This window comes from Corynebacterium suranareeae (assembly GCF_002355155.1).
In the GTDB taxonomy this organism is placed as follows: Bacteria; Actinomycetota; Actinomycetes; order Mycobacteriales; family Mycobacteriaceae; genus Corynebacterium; species Corynebacterium suranareeae.
This window is the reverse complement of the sequence record NZ_AP017369.1, coordinates 1,526,258-1,550,952: the sequence shown is the minus strand read 5'-3', so window position 1 is coordinate 1,550,952 and position 24,695 is coordinate 1,526,258. Positions and strand designations below refer to the sequence as shown.

Genomic DNA, 24,695 nt, shown 5'->3' with positions numbered 1-24,695 from the left:
CTCTCAAATGCCCTGTATAGACGGGGTTTTGATCTCACGTGCACGCTCTGTGTGCTTTCCTACATGAACACACCGATACGTAACGCAACGACACGCCTTACAAACAGTACGCCGTTTCTGCAGCTAGAGCAAATAGAATTGCAAAAATGGGCACATATGATACTGATGGGAACATTGAGAAAAGCGTGAAGCGTCAATTGAGTCCATTTTCTCAAGCAAATCGTTATTGGTGGGATATCGATGCCGCCGACTATCACGAGCGCCACCCTTCTTATTTAGGCACCGATTCCACTTACGGTGAGTTTTATTGGTGCCCCGAGATGCTTCATGAAAAAGACGAACGGCTTCTTGGCACCCCCGAAGAGCTCGCCGGCAAGAAAATTCTAGAGATCGGCTGCGGTTCCGCACCTTGCGCTAGGTGGTTGGCCAACGATGTTCCAGACGCCTTTGTCACCGCTTTCGACATTTCTTCCCGCATGCTCGCCTATGCCGGCCACGACCATAACGCCCATCTTGTCCAGGCCGATGCAATGTCACTCCCCTACGCCGATAATTCCTTTGACGTGGTCTTTTCCGTGTTCGGCGCCATTCCATTCGTGGAAGATTCTGCCGCACTCATGAAAGAAATCGCCCGCGTACTCACCCCCGGCGGTCGCCTTGTTTTCTCCATCACCCACCCAATGCGCTGGATCTTCCTCGACGATCCCGGCCCCGCAGGCCTCACCGCGATCACCAGCTACTTCGACCAGCGCGGCTACGTCGAAAAAGACGAGGAAACCGGCAACCTAAGCTATGCAGAACAGCACCGCACCATGGGCGCGCGAATAAAAGAGCTTTTCGACGCCTCCCTCCACCTCAATCAGCTCATCGAACCCGAATGGCCAGCAGACTTGGATGAAAACTGGGGCCAATGGTCACCTCTTCGAGGCAAACTTTTCCCAGGTACGGCCATCTTCGTCGCAACCTATAGGCCAAATGACTGAACTACCTAGCTTACGCGCTGGCAGCTTCCCAAAACAGTTGGCATGAAAATACGAGTTTACGTTTATCGCTTGTTTAAGGCCCCGAGTTTTCTTAGATGAGCTTTGGTATGCGCTTGACCTTGAAAACCCCTTAAACGGGCTTCTGGGGAGGTGTGACCTTTAGGGTTAGAGGCCGAAATTTGAGTGCGACCAAACCAGGAGACCCAGAATCTTCAAAAACTTAAATGTTGGGTCTCTGTGTTTGGTAATGAACGCGATACACCAAACCAGGAGACCCACAAAGGTCGAAAACGTGATTTCTGGGTCTCCTGGTCTGGTTCATGCCGGGCCCAGGGACGCGACCTCGTAAACGGGCATACTTCGGCACTAATTTCACCCAGGTCGGGTTTCGAAACCAAACAGGCGTGCTAAGATTTTCGATTTCGGGGAAATTTTGGCATGTATGTTTGGTTTAGCAATGTAAAGTGTCAGCACGTTGTGCACACTCAATGTCTAGTCCTTGTGCACGTTCTACCTCACTAGGTTGTGCACACACTGATCCGTAGCGGTGTGCACACCAACCTGAACCCGAGTACCAGTTTTAGTGCAGTAGATCCCCCGGGCTCGAGTGAGTTGAATCGATGCTTTGCCTCATCACGTTTACGCTGCCACAGCGGTGGCGGGTGGCTTATCCACACTCCACGAATGCTGCAGCAAATTGATGTGAGACCCACCCTTGGCAAGAACAGTAGCCCGCTCATGGAATCGATGGTTCACATTCGCTCAGTGGGCTGACTTGGCCTTGGGAAACTATCCGTTGTGCCAGTCGGGCAGGAACAGCCTTCCGGGGGAGGTTCTAAGCCGACTTCAGAACCCTGTGATTGATGGACTGCGCGGGGTATATGGGTCGAATGTGATGATCGTGTACCTCTGAGCGCCTCAGGTAGGTATCAATCTATTGTCAGCAGCCTGGGATTATGCCTGTGGTGGGGTCTTAGGGTGTGCACAATGTCATGACACTGTGCGTGCATAAGGTCATGACATTGTGCGTGAACAAGGTCATGACCTTAAGCGTGCACAACGTCTTGACACAGAACAGTTTGGTTTAGCAAGCCATAAACCAGACATAGAGGACACGATTTCGAATTTTCCACAATTCTTGTCACGGCTGTTTGGTCTACCAAAAATTCGGCTTGGCGCCTTCAAAAAAGTAAGCCCACAGAATCGCGTTTAAGAGCCTTTGGGGTCCCGAGTGATACAAATACTCATTCTCAAAACCCGACCGCTTAAACGCCCCTAAATCAAGTTAGTCAAAGTATAAGCACCACCAAGGCCGCCACTACTTAATGCGCTGCCGCATCCCAGTTCGGACCATGACCTGCCGATACTTCCAAAGGAACCGACAGCTTGATGGCACCGTCCATTTCGCGTTCGAGGATTTCTTGGACCTGATCGAGTTCGCCAGGGGCAACCTCGACAACCAATTCATCGTGAACCTGAAGCAGCACTCGTGATTTCACACCTGCTTCCTTCAATGATCTATCCACTCGAATCATGGCAACTTTAATGATGTCAGCTGCGGTGCCTTGAATTGGTGCATTAAGGGCCGCGCGTTCAGCATTTTCACGGGCAACGCGGTTGTCGGAGGTTAATTCCGGCAGGTAGCGGCGACGACCAAAGAGCGTTTCGGTGTAGCCTTCTTTTCTGGCTTCTTCTACAACTTCGCGCAAGTATCGTTGCACGCCACCGAAGCGCTCGAAGTAGGACTCCATAATTTTCTTTGCTTCACCAGCAGGGATACTCAGTTGCTGTGACAATCCAAATGCTGATAGTCCGTAGACAAGACCATAGGACATTGCCTTGACTTGGCGGCGGAGCTCGGGTGTCACGCCGTCGATAGGCACGTTGAACACCTTGGAGCCCACATAGTTGTGGAGATCTTCGCCTTCGCGGTAGGCCTCGATAAGACCTGGATCCTGGGACAGGTGCGCCATCACGCGCATTTCAATCTGGGAGTAATCGGCTGTCAGCAAGGTTTCAAAGCCTTCGCCCACAATAAATCCAGAACGAATCTTTCGACCAGCCTCCGTGCGCACTGGAATATTCTGCAAGTTGGGATCGGTCGAGGATAGACGTCCAGTTGATGCCACCGTTTGATTAAAGGTGGTGTGAATACGGCCATCAGCAGCGACTTCACGGATCAGACCTTCCAGAGTGGTCTTCATCTTTTGGTATTGACGGTGCGCCAACAAGTGATCCAAGAATGGGTGTGGGTTCTTGATCGCCAACGCTTCAATTTCTGCCGCTGCAGTGGAATAACCAGTCTTTGTTTTCTTGGTTTTCGGCATTCCGAAGGTGTCAAACAGCACAACCTGCAACTGCTTTGGACTAGACAGATTAAGCGTTGGGTCCCCAGCTAATTCGCGGGCAGCTTCTTCTTCCTGAGCAACCTGATTAATAAATGTCTTTAATTGCTCTTCCAAAGTGTCAACATCAACCGCGATGCCAATTGCTTCCATGCGCGCCAAAATTCCAGACAACGGAATTTCCAAGTCATGATAAAGCTCAAACGCCTTGATCTCTTGAAGCTGTTTAGTTAATTCCTCAGCAAGCTCCAAAATTGCAATCGCATCATCAACCAGCGATTGGTCATCGGCTGCATCCAGCAAAGCCAGCTGACCACCGTTATCGTTAGTGGACAACTGTCGTTGAAGATGCCGCTGGTAGACGTCGGCAAGCTCATAGGTGCGCTGGCCCGGACGCAGCAAGTAGGCCGCGATGGCCGTGTCATGGATAACGCCGCCCAGCTCAAAACCGCGACCGGCGAGCATATGGTAGGCGGCTTTGGCGCCGTGCAGCATTTTCGGGTCCTCAGACGCCAACCAAGTCGCCAGCGCCTGCTCATCCTCGGCAGAAATATCGGCCACTTCAACCAACACAGCATGCCGCTTGGTATCCGCAATGGCCAACGCGTAAGTATCACCACCTGCGGGTTTAGCCACGCCAGTCAGCGCTATAGCAAGCGCCTGGCCAGCGCGGGCAGGCAGCCACTGCGCCAAAGATTGCTTATCGACGACAACCTCTTCCGCTTCCACTTCCTCAACGGGGGCCGCAGATCCTTCGGCTTTGACAACAGCCAAAACTCGCTCACGCAAATTAGTGCCGAATTCCAGATCATCAAATTTCGCAGCGACCTCTGCAACCTGCGCCGGTTTCATTTCTAACTCATCAGGAGCAACAGGCAACTCCAGATCCTTGACCATCTCCGTGAGCTTGCGGTTCATCCGCACCTGCTCAATGCGCTCACGAAGGCTATCGCCCACCTTGCCCTTGATCTCATCAGCATGATCAAGCAAGTTATCCAACGTCTCATACTGAACAATCCACTTGGTGGCCGTCTTTTCACCAACACCTGGGATATTAGGCAAGTTATCCGAAGGATCACCACGCAACGCAGCAAACTCTGGGTACTGCTGCGGAGTCAAACCATACTTCTCCTGCACCGCCTCCGGAGTAAAGCGGTGCAACACCGATACACCCTTCATCGGGTACAGCACCGTGGTGGTGTCATTAACCAGCTGGAAAGAATCACGGTCGCCCGTAACAATCAGTGTGTTAAAGCCCAAAGGTTTCGCCGCCACAGACAACGTGGCGATCACATCATCAGCCTCAAAATCCATCTTCTCAATGGTGGTGATACCCAAAGTGGCCAACACCTCCTTGAGGATCTCCACCTGGCCTTTAAACTCAGGTGGAGCGGCATCGCGCTGGGCTTTATATGCAGGGAACATATCCGTTCGGAAAGTCTTCCGCCCCACGTCAAAAGCCACAGCGATATGAGACGGCTGCTCTTCTTTCAACAAAGTAGAAAGCATCGAGAGAAAGCCATAGACAGCATTTGTGGCCTGCCCACCCGACGTGGAGAAATTCTCAGCCGGCAAAGCAAAGAATGCGCGGAAAGCCATCGAGTGGCCGTCGATAAGCATTAAGGTCTGGTCAGTCTTCTCAGTCACGCCTCCCGAGTGTAGGCGAGTGGCAAAATTAGCGACACATTCACCCAAATCAGACCCCTAATTTCCATTCTGAATCACTAATGGTCTAATATAAATTCCAGTCAGCCAGACCGGCCCGGAAACAACCAGGTTAGATCTGCAACTGATTGATGCCCTTGTAGCCCAATTGGCAGAGGCAACGGATTCAAAACCCGTCCAGTGTGAGTTCGAGTCTCACCAGGGGCACCACTTATTTAAAACCCGCATCATTTACCAGCCACTCTGGAAGATGATGCGGGTTTTTCTATTCTTAGGGTTGATCATTAGTCGGCAGTCACCAAAAATCATGAGGCCACAGAATCCACTCAAACCATCTTTAAACCTTCCGCGGACAGATCCAATTCATTCAACTATGTAAGCAGACATAAACTTACGTAAGGTCCGAAAATATTGTCCAAATATTGGATTCCGACACCAATCAACATTTAGTATTTAATCAATCATTAAGCCCGCACCAGATAATTCTGGGAGCGGGCTTGATATACTGCAGAACCTGTATCGAGCAAGTCCAGCCCTAAGAAATCGCCTGCACTATCGCTTGTACTAGTCGCAACGCTTTCTACTCCGCCACACATCTTTCAGCACAGATCACTCTTTATCAGCTACCACCTTAGTTTCTTAGCACGTATAGTGGGAAGAGTTTTGCCAGATGCCGAAGAAAGATAATTGGATTACCTATGAGCGCCACCAACGCTGACGCCCGAGACGTGCAACACGTCTATCCCACCAAAACGAAAAAGACTCCTCTTGCGGTGATTTTCAACATCATTCGCGGTGGATTGATTGGAATGGCGGAGTTGGTGCCAGGAATTTCTGGCGGAACTGTCGCTTTGGTTCTGGGTCTTTATGAGCGCGCACTGCACAATGGTGACCGCCTCATTGATTTGATCAAAGTTCTGATCAAGGATCGTTCTAAGGTCAAGGAAGCTGCTGCAAAGATTGACTGGTGGTTCCTCGGCGCTGTCGGCGTTGGCATGGCGGTGATGGTCTTCTCCATGTCGTCGATTTTGCACGCCCTCGTTGAGGATTACCCAGAGGTTACTCGTGGACTGTTCCTAGGTATGGTCGCTGTGTCCATCCTGGTTCCTTTGGGAATGATGGATATGAGGGATGCTAAGAAGCGCCTGGCCATTGTCATCCCACTGTTTCTTATCTGCGCCGTACTGGGTTTCTTTGGAACATCTTTTACTAGTGCTCCCCGTACTGATCCTTCCCTGATCTTTGTGTTCATTTGTGCTGCAATCGCTGTGTGCGCTCTTGTTCTTCCTGGTGTTTCAGGATCATTCTTCCTGTTGGCAGTGGGTATGTACGCACCGATTATGGAATCTCTGTCCAACCGCGATTGGTCGGTTATCGGTGTCTTCATTCTTGGTGCACTCACTGGTGTGATCTTGTTCGTGAAGGTTTTGTCCTATGTGCTTGAGTATCACCGCACGATCACGTTGACCATCATGGCCGGTCTCATGCTGGGTTCATTGCGCGCTCTGTGGCCATGGCAGGATGCTGACGCTAATCTTCTTGCTCCTGGGGATAATGCTGTAATGATTTTCAGCATCGTCATTTTGGGCGGTGTCATCGTTGCTGCGCTGATGTTTGCTGAGCGTGTGTCTTCTAAGAATATTGATTCTGAGATCGTCTCGGAAGAACAACCACGTTAATAAAAATCAACAAAGAAATCGCCCCGATTCTGCCTTCAACCGGCAGGATCGGGGCGATTTTTATCGTCACTTTAAAGGGTAATCCCTTACATCCAAAACTCTGGAAACCCCACTTCCGCTATATGATCGAAGGAAAATATCCCTAAAATGACTCTCAAAGAGTGCTCCTTACCGACTAGCGATCCCCGTGGGGAAACGGTATTCCATGCACCCAATGATTAAACTCTGCCTGTTCAGCTTCTCTCAATATTTCCGCTTTATCTGGAAACTTAATATCGGAATAAGGAAAATTCTCCAAAAAGAAGTCCGAGTACCAAGGCAAAATTGCTTTTATATAGTTAGGGAACTGTTTTAGTCGATACTTTGGTTCCCTTTGCAATAAGTCATTGCTAATATGATCCACCAAATGTCGCGCAAGATTTCCATCAACAGTAGCGCATAAGGGGTGTAAATTGAGAGAGCCTAATTCTTCCAATTGCTCCACATGGGTGATCGCACGGTAGTCTTCATAGGCGTTCGGTGGCTCGCCATTTTCCGATGAAACTTCATCTGACTCATAGATGTAATAGAGAACTTGCCCATCCTGGAGTGGTCCTTCCATCTCCGGAAGGTCAAGGACTGTGAGATGTAACCATTCCAAATAGAAATCCGAACGCGGATAAGCCCTAGCCTTACTCAAAAGCCGCTCACTGTTCTGATCAACTGCAGCAAAAATGGAGTAGCGCTCTCGACTCCATCGAGGAAACATCTCGACAGTGTGATAAGTCACTTTATTTCTTTGGCTATAAAGGTAGGCGCGACATTCATCCATTGAGGAAAACCTCGGATAGGCCATTAAAATCTACCTGCGCAATCTAGTATTATATTTTGAAATTGGATGAACTCCTCAAATGGACATAAATAGGCGCAGTATCACAACCGATATTGAACAAGTATGCACCCATCTAAATTGCTAAACACCAATCCACTTTTGGGTTTTCCATGGGCTTTCAGCCTCTGTATTTAGCCAACGTGCCCCTTCGACATACGGCTTGTTTCCGCCTTTGAAGTTCTTCTTCAAGCCGCTCACATATCGCTCTCCATATTCTTCCCAGCTAGAAAAAGACACAGCAGCGGCAATCCCCAGCTGATCTTGGAACCAACGTGCTTCGGCGGGAAGTAATAGATCTGTGTATGCAGCCCATCGAAGGAGGTTGGCTACGCGTGCGATATCAAACGCTAAGACATCAAGGTCATATCCCTCGATCGGCTCTGCGTGTTGAAGCTGTTTTTGGAAATCCTGAAAATGCGCGTGGGCAAGTCCTTCTGCTTCTAAACGTCGTCCAGCTTCTTCCACCTGTGCAGGTGATACTCCCCTGCCTCGCCAGCTACCGGCTGCTACTTGGACAATGGACTCCACACTTTTGGAAAGTTGCTCAACAGCCTGTTCGGAGTTTCTTACTCCCCAATCTGTTCGGAGCATTTGTTGCACCATCCCGTGTGGCATAGCTGAGGCAAACCCAAAGTAGGTTTGTTCTGCTGTGTACACGCGTTTTGCTCCGCGGGTCTTGTGCCATTCTGGCCTGGCGTACAACGCCGATAACGCCCCAGCAAAGCGCTGCCAGGAATCGGTGGGGGCAGGAATAGCCGGATTCGACGTTCCTTCTGCACGCGCTGCAAATCGCTTCTTTCGGATTCTAAATGCAGCTGTAAGGAGCAGTATTGAAATAATGATCACGGCGCCAAACAGCACAATGATGAAGGTGGTTTGTTCGCTCGACATACCTATTTACATTAGAGTCTTTCCGGTGTTCTTACTGGATTAAACAAATCTAGGGTGTTTTATCACACTGAATCCAGCCTCACTTAAGGTTATTGCACCTAAACAGGTAATATTTTGCCCATGATTGAGAGTTTCACCCGATTGCGATCGCAGTCTCTAAAAAGACCTACAAGGTCATTAGATCGACTGTTGCATAGAACCTTATTTTCCCAAAGATCTAAAGTGCGGGTTATCGCAGCAACAATCGGTATTGTGGCAACCTCATTCACTCTTGCTTCTTGTGTCACTAATGAAGAACAGGGCACTCCTGAAGGGTGGGAGCAAATTGTTCCTGATCCGGTGCCTGAAATTCAAGCAATGGTTCCAGAGGCCTTGGCCCAGCGTGGTGTCCTCACCGCAGGTGCGAATCCCCCTTTTCCTCCATTTGAGTTCAAAGACTCCAGTGGACAGATCATCGGCGTAGAGATGGATCTTGTCCGCGCAATGGCAGGTGTCATGGGGTTGGATTTCAGCCCGCAAGAACAGGATTTCTCGCTGATCTTGCCTTCAGTTCAAGCTGGAACCATTGATATTGGTGCTTCCGGGTTTACTGATAATGAGGAACGCCGCAAGAACTTTGATTTTATTGATTTCTTGTATACAGGCGTTCAATGGGCTCAAGCAACTGATCGGGAAACTCCCATCGATCCGGATAATGCGTGTGGTCTAACCGTTGCAGTTCAACGCACGACGGTGGCAGAGACAGACGATGTTCGGCCCCGCTCAGCTCAATGTGTGGCTGAAGGGAAAGAACCCATCACCATTTTGTCTTATGAAACTGCAGATACCGCTGCTACTGCGCTGATCTTGGGTCGTGCTGATGCACTTGCTGCGGACTCCCCTATTTCCGCGTGGGCTGCAGAGCGCTCTGAGGGCCGCATTGAGATTGTCGGCGATATGTACTTGGCTGCACCTTTCGGTTTTGCATTCCCATTGAACTCTGAGCTCACACCTGTCGCTGCGGCAGCTTTCCAACATCTCATTGATACTGGTGATTACCAGCGCATTTTGGCGCAATGGGGAATTGAAGAAGGCCTACTTGATCAGGCTCTTATCAACGAACAGCCTCTCAACTAAGAATCTTTAAGGACGATTTCACACATGTCAGATCTAAACCAAGGGTCTAATATCGGTAAGAAACCCGCCACATCACCAGCCCCTATTGAAGCCAAGCCCCTGCGCCACCCCGGCCGTTGGGTTGGAGCAGCTATTCTGCTGGCAATCCTTGCCTGGTTTATCATCGGCGCTTTAAACAATGAGGCTTATGGCTGGGACACCTACCGGGCATATCTTTTTGATACCCGCATCGCTACTGCCGCGCTACACACCATTGCTTTGACTATTTTGTCCATGATCATCGGTGTTGTACTGGGCGCGATTTTGGCTGTCATGCGCATGTCCGGAAACCCAGTTTTCCAAGGAATGGCCTGGCTGTACTTGTGGATTTTCCGTGGTACCCCAATTTATGTTCAGTTGGTGTTCTGGGGTCTGCTGGGTTCTTTGTACCAGTCGATCAACTTAGGTTTCACAGAGATCGATCTGCAGAGCTTGCTGTCTAATATGTTCTTGCTGGCGGTGATCGGCCTGGGACTTAACGAGGCCGCATACATGGCTGAAATCGTGCGCTCAGGCATCCAAGCGGTACCCGAGGGCCAGATGGAGGCGTCGAAAGCTTTGGGCATGAATTGGTCCATGACCATGCGTCGCACCATCTTGCCTCAAGCGATGCGCATCATCATTCCACCAACTGGCAACGAGCTTATCTCCATGCTCAAGACCACTTCTCTGGTCGTTGCGATTCCTTATTCCCTCGAGCTTTACGGCCGCAGCATGGACATTGCGTACTCCCTTTTCGAGCCTGTCCCAATGCTTCTGGTTGCTGCAAGCTGGTACCTGGTCATTACTTCTGTGCTCATGGTTGGTCAGTACTACCTGGAGAAGCACTTCGAGAAGGGCAGCACCCGTACTCTTACCGCACGTCAGCTCGCCGCGTTGGCTGATGCTGAGGGCGCTATCCCTGGCAATGTCACCGTTGTTCCTGAAACTTCCAAGGAGAACTAGTAAATGTCGCAACTGATGATTAATGCTCAGCAGGTTTGCAAAAACTTTGGTCGCCTAGAAGTGCTCAAGGGCATTGACTTGCAGGTCCCCAAAGGTACCGTCACCTGTCTGATCGGTCCTTCTGGTTCCGGTAAATCCACCATGCTGCGCTGCGTTAACCACCTGGAAAAGGTCAACGCGGGTCGCTTGTACGTCGATGGCGATCTCATCGGCTACCGCGAGCGCGACGGCGTGCTCTACGAAATCTCCGAAAAAGACGCCGCCAAGCAACGCTCCGATATCGGCATGGTCTTCCAGAACTTCAACTTGTTCCCCCACCGCACGGTGATCGAGAACATCATCGAAGCACCCATTCACGTAAAGAAGCAGCTTGAAAGCAAGGCCCGCGCACGTGCTATGGAATTGCTTGAGCAAGTCGGCCTCGCCCACAAAGCAGACGCCTACCCCGTCCAGCTGTCAGGTGGTCAGCAGCAGCGCGTCGCGATCGCCCGCGCCGTCGCCATGGAGCCAAAGCTCATGCTTTTCGACGAACCCACCAGCGCTTTGGACCCCGAACTCGTCGGTGAAGTCCTGCGAGTAATGAAACAGCTCGCCGACGACGGCATGACCATGCTCGTTGTCACTCACGAAATGGGCTTCGCCCACGAAGTCGCCGACCAGGTGGTCTTCATGGCCGATGGTGTGGTGGTCGAGGCCGGAACCCCCGAACAGGTCCTGGACAACCCGAAGGAACAGCGCACCAAAGACTTCCTGTCTTCCCTGCTCTAACCTATTCACCTGCGAGTCGTTGTCGGCTCGCAGGTTTTCTTTTTCCCCGCAACTAGGCAACCTCCCAAGACCGTCATATTCGACCAAATCCAAAAGGACTCCAAGGATTCTTGGTCACCACATCAAATATGTAGGCCTTGGAAACGTCATATAGGACCAAAACCAGATCCTGCACAAGTGTTCTTGGTCGCCAGATGAAGTGCGCCACAAAACTACGAAAAGGGCCTAGAAAAAGTAACCCTCTGAAACCGCCCTCAACGCCCTAGCGAACCTCAAGTAATACAAACACTCATTGGAAAAACTCGAGGCCTTAAACAGGCTGTAAACGCGTCACTCCTTTAATGTCGATTTCACGGTGTCGATTTCTCGTGCTCAATACCTTGAACTCAATTTCTCAAGCTCAATTTCCCTCAATTTCCCGCGGTTTTTGGTGATTTTCCTAGGGCGATATCAGGTGGTGGTTGCGACACCCTCTTCCTAAAGGAGTGTCCACCAATGACCAGCAGAGAACAACCCACAACCCAGGAGGCGGTCCGCCGAGTAGCCGACGGGCAGCGAGTAAAAGACGTAGCACTAGATCTTGGAATCCACCCATCCACGATCTACCTAGCGCTCAAGCGCCACGGCCTGCCCGTGGACAAGACCGCACCCCACCGCGTCCTGAACCCACAAACCAATCGGCACATCCCGAAAAACACCGAACACCCCACAACCACAGAAGCAGTCGCGAGGGTCAAACGCGGTGAACGAGTCAAAAACGTAGCGAAAGAACTAGGAATCCACCCATCCACGATCTACCTAGCGCTTAAACGCCACAACCTACCGGTCGGGAAAAACGCACCCCACCGCGTCCTGAACCCACAAACCAATCGGCATATCCCTAACACCACGGAACGCCCTGCCACGACAGAAGCCGTTACTCGGGTCAACCGTGGTGAACGAGTGGTTACTGTGGCCAAGGAACTTGGGCTTCACCCGTCAACGATCTACACCGCGATCAAACGCCGCGAAGAAGCAACCGATACCCCCACACCACCAGGTAAGAAAGGAGAAGGTAATCACAGATGCAGCGACACACCCGCACCTACCACCACGACAACGCAATCACGGTGTACAACGACAGAAGTGCCTGACTTATCATGTTGTTCTAATGATTCTGTGTCGTCGCGTACTGCTGATCACGTTGTTGCTGATTTCAGTCTGGTTCCTGATACACGAGTAAAAACAGGCCGCGGGGTGCGATTAAGCAGTACCGATCGGCTGGTGATCGCCCAAGGGATTAAAGAGAGGTTATCCACCCGGCAGATCGGGACAAAACTCGGCCGTCACCATAGTGTGATCGCACGAGAAATCAACCGTGGATCCACCACCTACCTAGATCCAGACACCCAAGAGATCAAGCAGTTGGTGTATAACCCACAAACCGCTCACTACCACGCCCAGCAACAAGCACGACGACCAAAGGAAAGGAAACTTGATCGCCCGGGCCGGTTACGGGATGTGGTGGTGGAGTATTTATTGCGATATTTTTCCCCGAAGCGTGTTGAACAACGCCTTCTTCTGGACTATCCCGATGATAAGAGCATGCATATTTCCCACGAGGCGATCTATCAAAGTTTGTATGTCCAAGGACGTGGTAGCTTGCGTGAGATCATTGAAGAAGAACTACGCCAACGCGAAATGAATACCAACAAGGTGTTAATCCGTGGTGGGAAAACCCGTCGCCCCCGGTCCAAGATCGCTGGGTTACGCAATAGGCGTGGCTGGGTTGTCGGTGCAGAAATCACCACGCGCCCACCTGAGGCTGATGATCGTCGGGTTCCAGGGCATTGGGAAGGTGATTTAGTGATCGGTGCAGGGGGTCAATCAGCGTTGTTGACACTGGTGGAGCGATCAAGTCGGTTTACGTTGTTAAAGCATTTACCTGATGATCATGCCTCGTCCACGGTTGTTGGTGCATTACAGGAAATGATTGCGTCGATGCCGGGGAAGTTTTCCACGATTACTTGGGATCAGGGATCGGAAATGGCTAGTGCTCGTAAAGTTATTGATCCTGCAGAATGTGGGATTTATTTTTGTGATCCTCATTCACCGTGGCAGCGTCCGACCAATGAGAATACAAATGGTGAGATCCGGCGGAGGTTTTATCCAAAGGGCACTGATTTCCGTGAGGTAACCCCGGAGCATGTCGCGTGGGTTCAAGATGAACTCAACGACACACCGAGGTTGGTGTTAGGCGCGATGACGCCGTATGAGAAAATGAATGAAGTATTAACTGTCGCAACCACCCAATGACAGCGCCTAGCGGTCTCGAAGGTAAGAAATTGAGCTTGCGATATTGAATGTGTGATCTCGAACTTAAAGGCGACAGGCTTCAGATGTTCAATAGGGCGACTTCACGGTAGCGACTTCTCGTGCTCAACTTCTTAACAGGCGACTTCACTATGAAATCAGCTCAGCACCGATTGAAGTCGACCGCGTGAAGTCGCCTGTTAAGAAGTCGCCCGTTAGCGGAAATACCCACACCAAAGAGCTACCGACAGCTACCCCAGAAATGCGGGAGGCCCGCCGAGAGTTGTCTCGGCAGGCCCTTTTGTTTTGTTGCTTCTTCTTGTCCGGGATTTGTCGTGCGCGGTTTTTCAGTTGCAGATGTTCCTGTAATCGTTCAGGATTCATTTTCCACATCCGTCGGTCCACACCCATCGCTGTCACCTCCTTAATTCACGTGTCTGTGACAAGTCGGTTTCAGAGTCTAGCAAACTAGTGCTGGGTGTTGTATTTTTCTACCAAGGCTTTCGCGACGACTTCTGGTAGGAGCCCGGAGACATCGCCGCCATAACGGGCAACTTCTTTGCACAGTGTGGAGCTGACGTATCCGTATTTCTCGTCGGTGAGCAGGAAGAAGGTGTCTACGCCGGTGAGGCGCCTGTTCATTTGTGCCATGGGAAGCTCGTATTCGTAGTCAAGTGAGCTTCGTAGGCCTTTGACCAGGGCGCCGATGCCGTGTTCGGTGGTGTAATCCACAAGCAGTGAGGCCCAGGTGTCTACTTTAACGTTGTCGAGGTGCGCGGTGGATTTGCGGATGAGTTCCATGCGTTCTTCGACGGTGAATAGGCCTGAGTTTTTGTTGGGGTTGGCAGTGACCAAAATGGTGACTTCGCTAAATTGCGCGGCGGCGCGGGTCACGATGTCTAGGTGTCCAAGGGTGATGGGGTCAAAGGATCCTGGGCAAACGGCTTTCATTGGTTACTCCTGAAGCAGGGATTCGTCGAAAACGGCCATGTCCATGCGTGCGATGCCGTAGGTTCGTTTTTTAAGTTTCTGGGTGGTGGGTACAAGCCATGCGGGCCAGGCGGTTTCTGGCGAGTCGACATGGCGTTCGACGACCACGGCGGCGCCGTCGAGAAGCTTAGGCGTAAGTGCTAGGAGCATTTCGGCAACGGCGTCGTCGGCAAGCTCGTAGGGCGGGTCGGCGAGCACCATCGTGAAATACTTATCGGGTGCGGACGCAAGGTAGGTGGACGCTTTCATCTCTGCAACACGGACGTCAGGATGCTTGACGACGCCCACATTCCGCCGAATAATCTCTACCGCTTTAGGATTCGACTCAACCAAGACCACTTCATCTGCACCTCTGGAGGCAGCTTCTAAACCAAGTGCTCCGGAACCGGCAAAAAGATCAAGGACTCGTTGGCCTTCAAATCCAAAACGCACCTGAAGTGAGGAGAAGAGACCTTCGCGTGCTCGGTCGGAGGTGGGACGGGTGCCTGCTGGTGGCACTTCAATCTTTCGGCCGCGTGCTTCGCCGGAAATGATGCGGGTTTGACCCATTAGTTCTTTGCCTCCAATTCGAGGAGTTCATCGCCACCGGTGACGTCAGAGAAATCATCAAAGGAAAGTTTGGCTACGATGCCAGGTCCCGGTGCCATGATGGGTGCCTCGAGTTTGATGGTTTCTACCGTTCCCAGTTGCATGCCGGTGTCCACAGGATCGCCTTCATCGACAAAATAGTGGACAATTCCAGCGAAAGGTGCGTAGATCTTCATGCCATAAACCCTATCAATATCAGCTCTTTTCCAGGTATTCCTGGTTGATCATTGCGATGTCACTGACCAGCTCAAGCGCCTTGGAGCGGCTGGTGGCAACCAGCTCGGTGGCGTCGATAAGCGCTTGTTCGATGATTTTTTGGTCGGTTATAAAAGAAAGGTGGCGCAGTTTGGTGTCGCTGCCAGACTGGCGCGTGCCTAACACGTCACCTTCTTGGCGTACCTGCAAATCAAGTTCAGAGAGTTGAAAACCATCAGTTGTGGTGGAAATTGCGGCGAGGCGTTGGCCTTGTGGGGAGTCTTCGTCGAAGGTGGTGTGCAGCAGGCAGAGTGAATCGTGGCTGCCGCGGCCCACACGTCCGCGTAGCTGGTGGATTTGGGAGACGCCGAAACGTTCGGCTTCGCGGATGAGCATGACGGTGGCGTTGGCGACGTCGATGCCGACCTCAATGACCGTGGTGGCGACCAAAATGTCTATTTCACCTTGGGCGAATTCCTGCATGACGGAATCTTTAAGTTCGGTGTCCATCCGGCCGTGAAGCATGCCCACGTTCAAACCGGGATACACCTGCTCGGAAAGGTAAGCGTGCATTTCCAGCACGCCGCCTTCGCCCTCAATGCGAGGACAAACCACATAGGCTTGACGGCCGGCCAAGACTTCCTCACCGATGCGTTCCCAACCGCGCTTGACCCAGCCTGGTTTGTAATCAGGGATCACGGAGGTCTGAATTGGACGGCGTCCACCTGGAAGTTCACGCAGCGTAGAGACAGCCAAATCGCCGAACACCGTCATGGCGATGGTGCGCGGAATCGGGGTGGCTGTCATGACCAACAGATGAGGGGTTAGGCCTTCCCGACCTTTGGTGCGTAATTGATCGCGCTGCTCGACACCGAAACGGTGCTGCTCATCAACCACCACGAGGCCAAGATCGAAAAATTCCACGGTATCTTGGATCAGCGCGTGCGTGCCCACCACAATATCGGCGTTACCTGCGACGATCTCTAAAAGTGCTTCCCTTTTCGCCGCAACTGGCATCGAACCAGTCAAGAGCACAACATTGATATCAAGGCCTGCGTTCTGCAACGTTTTACTCAAGCTGCGCTCATGCTGAGTGGCAAGAACTTCGGTTGGGGCAAGCATCGCGCATTGCCTACCAGAATCAATTGCCTGCAACATCGCGATCAACGACACGATGGTTTTACCAGAACCAACCTCACCTTGAAGCAGCCTGGACATGGGCACACGTTGTTCAATATCTGCGCTGATCTCACGGATAACTTGCTTTTGCCCTGCTGTCAGCTGAAAGTCTAAGGCATCAATGAGCATGTGTTGGTGCCCTTTAAGTGCTCGTGGCATGGGTGGTGCTTTGCGGTTTTTGGTATCGGCACGCCTGATCGCCATCACCGTTGCCAGTGACAAGGCTTCGTTGTATTTCAGGCGATTGATAAAAGTACTGGGTGGTTGATTGCCGGGATCATGAATGCCGCGGATGGCTTCATCAAAACTGGGCATACCTTCAGGCACAACGCGCAAAGGTTCTTTGATCACCGGCATGGTTTCCAGCACCCGTTGAACTGCTGCCATTATTCGCCAGGTGGTCATGGTGGCGGTGCCTGCATAGATCGGGATGTATTCTCGGTCCACCAAGCGAAGCGCTACTTCTTCCACATCACCGTAGGCCGCCAACGATTTCATGCCACCTGTAGCAGTAAGCTTGCGGCCTGATCTCGGATCGGGAATCACAATGAACTCTGGGTGAGATAACTGAGGTTCGTTGCGGTAAAACTTCACCTTGCCGGTAAAAAGCGCACGAGTACCTTCAGGGAGAAGGCGTGGAATATGCTTTGCCCCGAAGAAGGAAATGCCAATGCGTTCCGTTTCGGTCAAGACTGTGACCTTGTATAGCATCTTTCCGGACTGGGTATACGACTGCTTTGCAAAAGCCACTTCCCCAACCACGGTAACTAGATCACCTTCGGTGGCCTCCCCCATTCCAACGCCGGAACCGTGGTGGGAGTATTTGCGCACATGATGGCGAAGTAACTCTTCCGCAGTGGTGTAGCCAAGTGCCTTTTTAATAGCGGTGGCTTCCTTTGCCGGAAGGATATCTTTGAGCAAACGCTCATCATGCCAACCCAACATGTGGCTACTCCACTCCGATCTCTACCAAATTCTCCATTCCACTAGCAGGATAGACCGTGATCTCCACATCTGTGTGAGTTCCCAGGCCACGGCGGAAAAGATCTTCATCAAAATCAGATTGGCGGTCTTGAGCAATAAGGAGGGTGATTTGCTCGCTGGTTCCGTCGAGAAGCCTTAGGGCGGTGCGGGAGAGCGCGTCGTTGAGCTCTTCTGAGACCAGGGCTATTTCGGGCCCGATGAAGCTTAAAAGATCTCCCTTGGAGCACGCACCTGCTTGGGTAAGTGCTGCACTGGTGGCAACCCGGACGGTGGCAGTGCGCATCGCACCGGCTGCCTCTGCCATGGCGTAGGAATCTACAGCTAAAGGTTGGGCGGGCTCATGAACAGACACCGCTGCAAGTCCGGACACCAACGAGGAGGTCGGCAAAATAACTACGCTTTGCTCAAACGCATGACTGGAACGCTCAATGGAGACCAACTCACGCTTGCTCAACAAACCATTGGGCAGCAAAACCACTTCGTCTGCACCGGATTTCCTGGCGATCGACACAATTTTTGCCACGACATCATCAGTATTTTCATGCACCGCGCTGCGAGCTACCACTTTGACGCCAGCGCTTCGATACAGTTCTGCGATTAATCCATCTGGAGCAACCGCCATGAGAACCCGGCGCGGTTCTTCGGTGAATCGGCCCTGTCCGCCTTGCCCGCTTGGAAGGATCTCGAGGCGAAGATCAGTAACGGTTCCGGCAGCAAATGCTTTTTGGATAACCTCGCCTGCCCGGCGCGAATGGATGTGTACCGTTCCGCGGTTGTCGGTTTCACGAGCGATAAGGAGGCTGTCGCCGAGATGTTCCAGTTCGTCGTGGAGAGCGTCTAGTGTTTGGGCTGAATCACATGAGATGAAAAACATGACTTCCAGGTCGCCTGGTTTGCCGTGGAAGTCGGGTTCTTCTGCATCTGGGGCTGGGTGCTGGGAGGTGTTGGTTGATATTCCGGTGATTTGATCTGCGAGGGCTTCGAGCAGAATAACTAGACCTTGTCCCCCGGCATCGACAACTCCGGCTTCTCGCAGGACGGCTAGTTGGGAGGGAGTTCTAGCAAGTGCTGTTCGGGCTGCATTCACTGCTGCGCTTACGACATCTGCGAGACCATCGTTACCTGCTTCAACCATGTGTTCTGCTTCAATCGCAGCAGCACGTAAAACAGTAACTACGGTGCCTTCCACCGGGTCTGTGATTGCACGATCAACAAGTGAACGTGCAATAGACAGTGCATTTTGAATGGAGTGTCCATCAATAACACCATCAGCTGCTGCTTGAGCGATTGCGCGTAGAACCTGGCTTAAAACAACTCCAGAGTTACCGCGAGCTCCTCGAACAGAACCCACGGCCAGGGCCTCAGTAATTTTTGCGACATTGTGTGCATCGTGTGTATCGCTAATTTTTAACGCTTCATCCAAGGCGGCTGTCATGGTGTACGCCATATTTGAACCAGTGTCCGCGTCGGGGACGGGAAAGACGTTGAGTGCGTTGATTTCTGCGCGGCGTTCAGAAAGCTGATTCACGGCGGAGCGTGCCCATTCTAGAACTCCGAGGCCGTCCATCGTATCGTTATTTGTTTCCTGGGCTGAGGATGCCTGATTCGGGGATGCCGTTCGGTGTTCTGGTGGGAAGCTTTCGGAACTGGACATAATCAGATACTTTACAGCGACCAGTCAATCTCGGTGGCACCGAGGCTACTTAAAATTTCGTTGGCTTGGCTAAACGGTTTAGATCCGAAAAAGCCACGTGATGCAGACAGTGGCGACGGGTGTGGCGAACAAATACACGGGGTGTCGCCCAAGAACTTTTGTACCTCTTGGGCTTGTTTTCCCCACAGGATGGCAACTAATGGCTGTTGCCGCTTAGCAAGGGCTCTGATTGCTTGTTCGGTAACAATTTCCCAGCCTTTACCTTTGTGGCTTCCTGCTTGTCCAGGGCTAACGGTAAGTACTCGGTTAAACAGTGCAACGCCTTGGTTGCTCCATGGGCGTAGATCGCCATTGGTGGGAAGTGCTGGTTGTTGTGGGCTGCTAAGGCCTAAATCGAGGGCTTCTTGCGGGTTGTCTGGAGCAAAATCCACCGAAGAACCCACATCACTTTGCAACTCTTTAAAAATATTGTTCAAACTCCGCGGTAAAGGGCGTACGCCGGGTTGGGTGGAAAAGCTTAATCCCATCGCATGCCCTGGGGTGGGATAAGGATCTTGACCCATGATGAGTACTTTGACGGATTCAAAAGGATAGGTAAATGCGTTAAACACATCGCCAGCAGGTGGAAGGAAATCCCCTTCTTCTGCAAGGAATGCGCCGAGCTCAATGATGGTTTCTTCGACTGGTTTGAGCACCGGTTTCCAAGACTGGTGGATGGGAAGGTTGTCGACAGATGTCCAAAGTGACGTAGTCATAAGTGTTAAAAGCTTCTCCATCCATCTGAAAAGGCGGGGGTTTTTTTATCTACGGTTACTAGATCATCAGGGCGAGATTTTGTTACTTTGCCGATGGTGCGAAAACCTGAAGGGGCTTCTCCAAATGTAGTGGATAGTAAAGTGTGGTCTTCCCCGCCGCTTAAGATCCAGCGCCAGGCATCGGTGCCTAAGACGGAGGCGGCTTCGCTAAGGAGTTCATCGGGGCCGATGCTAGATGAATCAACATCGATGCGTACCCCAGATTTTTTCGCCATTTGGGAAAGATCAACAATAAGTCCATCGGAGTTATCTGTCATAGCGGTAGCTCCAGCAGCGCGGGCAACCATGCCTCGACCAGGTGTAAGTACTGGAGCGCAGTGGGCTTCTACCAAAGGGCGAAGATGCTCGGGGGTTCCCTCTCGCCCAAAACGCTGTAGTAAGGCAAGCCCTGCGGCTGAATAACCAATACGGCCGTGTGCAACCACAGTTTGTCCTGGGCGGGCTCGTCCCAACGTCAGCTCAGGGAGTGATCCACCCAGTTGGCCAATTGCTGTCACGGAAATAACTAAGGATTCCCCACCGGTAATATCTCCACCGACAAGTTCTGCGGAGTATTCCTCCAAGCGTTGGTTCATTCCCCTGGCTAAGCCACGGACAAATTCCACTGGGGTGTGCGACGGTGCAGAAATAGCCAACAGTGCTGCAACTGGACGTGCACCCATGGCCTCAATATCGGCAAAGTTTTGCACAATTGCTTTTTGCCCAATTTGTTCCGGGGTCGACCAATCCAGTTGAAAGTGCCTTCCTGCAACCAACATGTCTGTGGTGACCACGGCACGAGAATTGGGTGAAGCATGCCGTAAAACTGCTGCGTCATCACCATTGAGAGCGGATCCTGCTTGCTCTGTGATCACTCGAATCACTTCAAACTCCCCGAGGTCTCCTACGGTTGGTCCGTCGCGAAGCGAATCGGGAAATGAAAGTGAATACGCCAATGCCCACTCCTTGGTTGTTGATCAATATTTTTCTAGTCTAACGCCTACGCAGGTAGGCTCAGGACACATGAGTGCCGTGAACAGTGCTGGTCGCCCAGCTGCCGGGGGAATCAACAAAACCCCCATGATTATTGCCCTAATTTTGTCGATCGTGTTGGTGCTAGCCGTGCTGTTCGGCGCCCGGCTGTTGCTTGGTCCGGCGGGACAGCAACAAATTGCCATGAGTTCACTGCCCGCCTCCGATGCTGATCCTGCAGAATGTGCTGCATTAATCGACGATCTTCCCGAAAACGCTTTTGGCCACACCCGTGCTGAAATCATGGATCCTGTCCCTCCGGGAGCTGCTGCCTGGTCTACATCGGACCTGGAGCGCGTGACGCTGCGCTGTGGCGTCGATATGCCTTTTCAGTTCACCCCGCTATCCAACACCGTTAAAGTTGACGGCACCACCTGGCTGCCTGTCTCTGATATGACCCCTGGGTCATCCCTAGAGACCTGGTATTCCGTCGACCGCTTCCCGATCATCGCCATCACCGCCGATGACATCAGCACCAACAACGCCGACAACCCGGTCGCACCATTTAGCAGCGCCGTCGACAAGCTTGAACAACGCGACGCCACCCCCTTCGACGCGCCGCTAATCGGCTTAGCCTCAGCCGGGGCTACATGCACTTCGCTTTTCGACGCCCTCCCCCACCAATTAGAGGTCGGCGGCGACGAAGGCACCACGTATGACCGAATCGACGACACCCGCATGAAAACAGCCGGATACGCCAACGACGCCATTGCGTGGGATGCGCCAGGCTTAGAACCAATCGTGATTCGTTGTGGTGTGGAGCCTTCTGAGAACTACGCAGCCGGTGCCATGCTGCAACAAATCGATGACATCCCCTGGTTCGAAGACACTGTTTTAGCCTCTGGTACTACTGCATCCACATGGTATGCACTTGGGCGCGAAACTGACATCGCGGTATCTCTCCCCCAAGCAGCGTCATCCTCGCTGATCACCATCTCGGGCTACATCGAAGACGCAGTCCCAGCTGAATAGTCTAGGTCTCGCGGTGCAATCTGTCTGAGGCAGCCTCTTAAAACCAACGCCTGCGACCAAATCCATAGGCTCTACAGGAATTCTTGGTCAGCAGTTCAAATTTGCAGGCCGGAAAAACGTCATATTTGACCAAGAATTTTCTCTGTAAAAGATGCTTTGGTCTCCAGATGAAATAGGGTGCAAAAACTAGAAAAGATGGCAGAAAAAGTGACCTCACAGAATCGCTTGTAAGGCTCTTACAGGCCCCGGTTGATACAAATGTTCATGTGAGAAATTCAGGCGCTTAAACGGGTCGTGAGCGGTTTAAGAAATAAGTAAACAAAAATCCCCCACTTTGAATGCTTAAGGTGGGGGATTTTTATGATGTTTTAGTTCTCGCGGTGCAATGCCTGCTGCACCAAAACATCAAGGAGTTCTTCATAAGCAACACCCGATGCGGTAAACATCTGTGGGTACATCGAAATTGGGGTAAATCCTGGCATGGTGTTGATCTCATTAAGCACAGGGCCGTTCGAGGTGATGAAGAAATCAACACGAGCAAGGCCTTCACACGCCAAAGCCTGGAATGTTTCCACTGCCAACGATTGAATCAGCTCAGTGGTCTTTTGATCTAGTGGTGCCGGGATTTCTGCAGTGACAACATTATCCAAGTACTTGGTATCAAAGTCATAGAAACCGCCAGCGCCTTCTTCAGTACCTGACAAAAGTGCTGGTACAGATGCCACGATGCGACCATCTGGGTATTGCAGCACTCCACACTCTACTTCCGAGCCCACGATCTCTGATTCCACGATGACTTTTTCATCATGTTCCCGAGCAAGCTCTACTGCCTTAGATAGATCATCCCACGTGCTCACACGGGAGATGCCAATGGAGGATCCACCACGAGCTGGCTTAACAAACACAGGCAGCCCAAGAAGATTCTTTTCAGCCTCGGTTAACTCAATTCGATCACGCAAGATCACCTCACGACCAATCGGGAGGCCTTCTGCTGCCATGAGTTTCTTGGTGTATTCCTTGTCCATTCCCGCAGCGGAAGCCAATACCCCTGGACCTACCACCGGAATATCAGACAGTGCGAACAATCCCTGCACAGTGCCGTCTTCACCGAAACGACCGTGAAGCACTGGGAAAATCACATCTGCGGTGGCATACAGGCTGCCGTCTGAAAAGTGGAATTCACCCCGGTGTGCTGGATCCAAGCTTGGGCGCACCTCTTCGCGGTGCTCCACCTCAGGCATGGTGCGATCAACCAGAGATAGTTTCTTGGGATCACTTTCACCCACAACCCATGCACCGTCGACAGTGATGCCGACAGGGATCACATCGTATTTCTCTGGATCAAGATGCGCCATGATGGCACCTGCAGAAACACAGGACACAGAATGCTCAGAACTGCGGCCACCATAAACGACTGCGACGCGGACTTTTCCGGAATTAGAGTTGCTCACAGCATTGAAGCTTACAACCTAAATCTATTCAGCCTTCTTCGACCTGCCCATGAGAGCAACAATCATGTCAGTTACTTTCATATCTTTGTGGCATACGCCGTACACGGCTTGGGTAATCGGCATTTCTACCCCAAGTTTGGTTGCAAGATCAAAAATGGACTGCGATGAAATAACGCCCTCTGCTACTTGGCCATTGGTTGCTTCACGAGCTTTTTCCAAGGACTCACCCAGACCAAGACGCTCGCCAAAGCTTCGGTTACGCGACAATGGTGATGAGCAGGTAGCAACCAGGTCACCCATGCCAGCCAGACCAGAAAATGTACGGGCATCGGCACCAAGTGCAGCGCCCAATCGTGCGATCTCTGCAAGACCTCGGGTAATCAAAGAAGCGTTGGAATTTTCACCTAAGCCATAGCCGTGGGCAATACCACAAGCTAGCGCAATAACGTTCTTGCAGGCACCACCGATTTCTGTGCCCACCACATCGGTATTGGTATAGGGACGGAAATACGGCGCAGCAACCGCAGCTTGAACAAATTTCGCTCTATTTTCATCCGAGCAGGCAATCACAGTGGCAGCAGGTTGCCCCTCAGCGATTTCCCGAGCAAGGTTGGGTCCTGACAACACGGAAATACGTGAAGGATCAGCCTCAGTGACTTCAGCGATCACCTCACTCATCCGCAAATGGGTGCCTTTTTCAATTCCTTTAGCCAAGGACACAAGCGTGGCATCTTGAGGAATTGTGTCCTTCCACTCCGCTAAGTTGCCACGAAGTGCCTGCGAGGGAATGGCTAAGACGACAATTGCTGCACCATCTAGAGCTTCTGTTGCCGAAGAGGTAACCTGCAAAGATTCCGGCAGCGTGATTCCTGGGAGGTAGTCCAAGTTTTCGTGGCTGTCACGGATGGTGTTTGCTAATTCTTCTCGCCGTGCCCACAACGTCACCGCGTTGCCGGCATCGGAAAAAACTTTGGCTAACGTGGTTCCCCAGGAACCTGCACCCATCACGCTTACAGCAACCACGCGAAATCTACCTTTCAACAACGATATTTAACCGTCTCAGGTTAGCCCATCTACCAATGCCACCGCATGCAAACGTGCCGTTATTGAAAGGTTCTTGAACTTATCGAGGCAGGATTGAAGAAAAATGTCGCCACACGCCCGCTTCAAAATGTGCATTGACGGTAGCTCTGGTGAACAATAGGAAGAAGTAGTTTTTCATTCACTTACGTGCGCGTTTCTATTCAGGTTTTCTAACCACT

At 51.7% G+C, this 24,695-nt stretch carries 20 protein-coding genes and 1 tRNA gene; 8 read left to right on the top strand and 13 right to left on the bottom strand.

The window, feature by feature from the left end; genetic code table 11:
• Positions 1-197: 197 nt before the first annotated feature.
• Entirely contained in the window at positions 198-983 is a 786-nt protein-coding gene (locus N24_RS07330; protein WP_096459918.1) for a class I SAM-dependent methyltransferase, read from the top strand.
• A 1,322-nt stretch (positions 984-2,305) separates the two neighbouring features.
• On the opposite strand, the gene polA is transcribed toward N24_RS07330, so the two are convergent.
• Entirely contained in the window at positions 2,306-4,948 is a 2,643-nt protein-coding gene (polA, locus tag N24_RS07320; protein WP_096459914.1) for a DNA polymerase I, read from the bottom strand.
• A 178-nt stretch (positions 4,949-5,126) separates the two neighbouring features.
• Between polA and N24_RS07315 the strand changes: the two genes are divergently transcribed.
• Both N24_RS07315 and N24_RS07310 read left to right on the top strand, forming a co-directional pair.
• Positions 5,127-5,203: transfer RNA gene (locus N24_RS07315), tRNA-Leu, on the top strand.
• Between the two features lie 488 nt (positions 5,204-5,691).
• A complete protein-coding gene (locus tag N24_RS07310) occupies positions 5,692-6,672 on the top strand; it encodes a DUF368 domain-containing protein (RefSeq protein WP_096455657.1) in 981 nt (326 codons plus the stop codon).
• A 175-nt stretch (positions 6,673-6,847) separates the two neighbouring features.
• Here N24_RS07310 and N24_RS07305 read toward each other — a convergent pair whose 3' ends face one another.
• The gene (locus N24_RS07305) at positions 6,848-7,483 is read right to left on the bottom strand and encodes a hypothetical protein (protein WP_157736409.1); all 636 of its coding nucleotides are present in this window, start codon (positions 7,481-7,483) and stop codon (positions 6,848-6,850) included.
• Positions 7,484-7,624: 141 nt separating this feature from the next.
• Positions 7,625-8,434 (bottom strand): DUF1266 domain-containing protein, encoded by an 810-nt coding sequence (locus N24_RS07300; protein WP_096455653.1) that lies wholly within the window; start codon positions 8,432-8,434, stop codon positions 7,625-7,627.
• A gap of 120 nt (positions 8,435-8,554) precedes the next feature.
• Here N24_RS07300 and N24_RS07295 point away from each other — a divergent pair, with 120 nt between their 5' ends.
• The 4 genes from N24_RS07295 to N24_RS07280 all read left to right on the top strand — a co-directional run bounded on the left by N24_RS07295 (position 8,555) and on the right by N24_RS07280 (position 13,597).
• Positions 8,555-9,550 carry an ABC transporter substrate-binding protein gene (locus N24_RS07295; RefSeq protein WP_096455651.1) on the top strand — a complete coding sequence of 332 codons (996 nt, stop codon included), beginning with the start codon at positions 8,555-8,557 and terminating at the stop codon, positions 9,548-9,550.
• Positions 9,551-9,574: 24 nt separating this feature from the next.
• Positions 9,575-10,534, top strand: coding sequence for an amino acid ABC transporter permease (locus N24_RS07290; protein WP_096455649.1), 960 nt, complete (start codon positions 9,575-9,577; stop codon positions 10,532-10,534).
• Positions 10,535-10,537: 3 nt separating this feature from the next.
• The gene (locus N24_RS07285) at positions 10,538-11,302 is read left to right on the top strand and encodes an amino acid ABC transporter ATP-binding protein (protein ID WP_096455647.1); all 765 of its coding nucleotides are present in this window, start codon (positions 10,538-10,540) and stop codon (positions 11,300-11,302) included.
• A 495-nt stretch (positions 11,303-11,797) separates the two neighbouring features.
• Positions 11,798-13,597, top strand: a complete 1,800-nt coding sequence (locus N24_RS07280; protein WP_096455645.1) for an IS30 family transposase — start codon at positions 11,798-11,800, stop codon at positions 13,595-13,597.
• 147 nt (positions 13,598-13,744) lie between these two features.
• On the opposite strand, the gene N24_RS16705 is transcribed toward N24_RS07280, so the two are convergent.
• The 8 genes from N24_RS16705 to N24_RS07240 are packed head-to-tail and all read right to left on the bottom strand — an operon-like array spanning position 13,745 to position 20,934.
• Complete coding sequence (locus N24_RS16705) at positions 13,745-14,005, bottom strand: hypothetical protein (protein ID WP_408607590.1); 261 nt, start codon at positions 14,003-14,005, stop codon at positions 13,745-13,747.
• Between the two features lie 57 nt (positions 14,006-14,062).
• Entirely contained in the window at positions 14,063-14,545 is a 483-nt protein-coding gene (gene coaD / locus N24_RS07270) for a pantetheine-phosphate adenylyltransferase (RefSeq protein WP_096455643.1), read from the bottom strand.
• Between the two features lie 3 nt (positions 14,546-14,548).
• Entirely contained in the window at positions 14,549-15,133 is a 585-nt protein-coding gene (locus N24_RS07265) for an RsmD family RNA methyltransferase (protein ID WP_096455641.1), read from the bottom strand.
• Positions 15,133-15,348 carry an acetyl-CoA carboxylase biotin carboxyl carrier protein subunit gene (locus N24_RS07260; protein ID WP_096455639.1) on the bottom strand — a complete coding sequence of 72 codons (216 nt, stop codon included), beginning with the start codon at positions 15,346-15,348 and terminating at the stop codon, positions 15,133-15,135. The genes N24_RS07265 and N24_RS07260 overlap by 1 nt, the downstream gene beginning before the upstream one ends.
• A 19-nt stretch (positions 15,349-15,367) precedes the next feature.
• Entirely contained in the window at positions 15,368-17,491 is a 2,124-nt protein-coding gene (locus N24_RS07255) for an ATP-dependent DNA helicase RecG (RefSeq protein ID WP_096455637.1), read from the bottom strand.
• A gap of 4 nt (positions 17,492-17,495) precedes the next feature.
• On the bottom strand, positions 17,496-19,184 hold the full coding sequence (locus tag N24_RS07250) for a DAK2 domain-containing protein (RefSeq protein WP_408607589.1): 1,689 nt from the start codon (positions 19,182-19,184) through the stop codon (positions 17,496-17,498).
• 11 nt (positions 19,185-19,195) lie between these two features.
• A complete protein-coding gene (locus N24_RS07245; RefSeq protein WP_096455635.1) occupies positions 19,196-19,939 on the bottom strand; it encodes a uracil-DNA glycosylase in 744 nt (247 codons plus the stop codon).
• A 5-nt stretch (positions 19,940-19,944) separates the two neighbouring features.
• On the bottom strand, positions 19,945-20,934 hold the full coding sequence (locus tag N24_RS07240; RefSeq protein ID WP_096455633.1) for a thiamine-phosphate kinase: 990 nt from the start codon (positions 20,932-20,934) through the stop codon (positions 19,945-19,947).
• Positions 20,935-21,001: 67 nt separating this feature from the next.
• On the opposite strand from N24_RS07240, the gene N24_RS07235 reads away from it, so the two are divergent.
• Positions 21,002-21,982 carry a DUF3515 domain-containing protein gene (locus N24_RS07235; protein WP_096455631.1) on the top strand — a complete coding sequence of 327 codons (981 nt, stop codon included), beginning with the start codon at positions 21,002-21,004 and terminating at the stop codon, positions 21,980-21,982.
• A gap of 368 nt (positions 21,983-22,350) precedes the next feature.
• On the opposite strand, the gene N24_RS07230 is transcribed toward N24_RS07235, so the two are convergent.
• Positions 22,351-23,433, bottom strand: coding sequence for a D-alanine--D-alanine ligase family protein (locus tag N24_RS07230; protein WP_096455629.1), 1,083 nt, complete (start codon positions 23,431-23,433; stop codon positions 22,351-22,353).
• A 24-nt stretch (positions 23,434-23,457) separates the two neighbouring features.
• Positions 23,458-24,456 (bottom strand): NAD(P)H-dependent glycerol-3-phosphate dehydrogenase, encoded by a 999-nt coding sequence (locus N24_RS07225; RefSeq protein WP_096455627.1) that lies wholly within the window; start codon positions 24,454-24,456, stop codon positions 23,458-23,460.
• Positions 24,457-24,695: the final 239 nt, after the last annotated feature.

What these genes read in the sequence shown, in the direction of transcription:
- N24_RS07260 (WP_096455639.1), bottom strand. Translation starts at nt 15,348, where the DNA reads ATGAAGATCTACGCACCTTTCGCTGGAATTGTCCACTATTTTGTCGAT.
- N24_RS07245 (WP_096455635.1), bottom strand. Translation starts at nt 19,939, where the DNA reads ATGACTACGTCACTTTGGACATCTGTCGACAACCTTCCCATCCACCAG.
- N24_RS07285 (WP_096455647.1), top strand. Translation starts at nt 10,538, where the DNA reads ATGTCGCAACTGATGATTAATGCTCAGCAGGTTTGCAAAAACTTTGGT.
- N24_RS07250 (WP_408607589.1), bottom strand. Translation starts at nt 19,184, where the DNA reads ATGTCCAGTTCCGAAAGCTTCCCACCAGAACACCGAACGGCATCCCCG.
- coaD (WP_096455643.1), bottom strand. Translation starts at nt 14,545, where the DNA reads ATGAAAGCCGTTTGCCCAGGATCCTTTGACCCCATCACCCTTGGACAC.
- N24_RS07235 (WP_096455631.1), top strand. Translation starts at nt 21,002, where the DNA reads ATGAGTGCCGTGAACAGTGCTGGTCGCCCAGCTGCCGGGGGAATCAAC.
- N24_RS07290 (WP_096455649.1), top strand. Translation starts at nt 9,575, where the DNA reads ATGTCAGATCTAAACCAAGGGTCTAATATCGGTAAGAAACCCGCCACA.
- N24_RS07295 (WP_096455651.1), top strand. Translation starts at nt 8,555, where the DNA reads ATGATTGAGAGTTTCACCCGATTGCGATCGCAGTCTCTAAAAAGACCT.
- N24_RS07300 (WP_096455653.1), bottom strand. Translation starts at nt 8,434, where the DNA reads ATGTCGAGCGAACAAACCACCTTCATCATTGTGCTGTTTGGCGCCGTG.
- N24_RS07265 (WP_096455641.1), bottom strand. Translation starts at nt 15,133, where the DNA reads ATGGGTCAAACCCGCATCATTTCCGGCGAAGCACGCGGCCGAAAGATT.
- N24_RS07305 (WP_157736409.1), bottom strand. Translation starts at nt 7,483, where the DNA reads ATGGATGAATGTCGCGCCTACCTTTATAGCCAAAGAAATAAAGTGACT.
- N24_RS07310 (WP_096455657.1), top strand. Translation starts at nt 5,692, where the DNA reads ATGAGCGCCACCAACGCTGACGCCCGAGACGTGCAACACGTCTATCCC.
- polA (WP_096459914.1), bottom strand. Translation starts at nt 4,948, where the DNA reads ATGCTTATCGACGGCCACTCGATGGCTTTCCGCGCATTCTTTGCTTTG.
- N24_RS16705 (WP_408607590.1), bottom strand. Translation starts at nt 14,005, where the DNA reads ATGGGTGTGGACCGACGGATGTGGAAAATGAATCCTGAACGATTACAG.
- N24_RS07255 (WP_096455637.1), bottom strand. Translation starts at nt 17,491, where the DNA reads ATGTTGGGTTGGCATGATGAGCGTTTGCTCAAAGATATCCTTCCGGCA.
- N24_RS07280 (WP_096455645.1), top strand. Translation starts at nt 11,798, where the DNA reads ATGACCAGCAGAGAACAACCCACAACCCAGGAGGCGGTCCGCCGAGTA.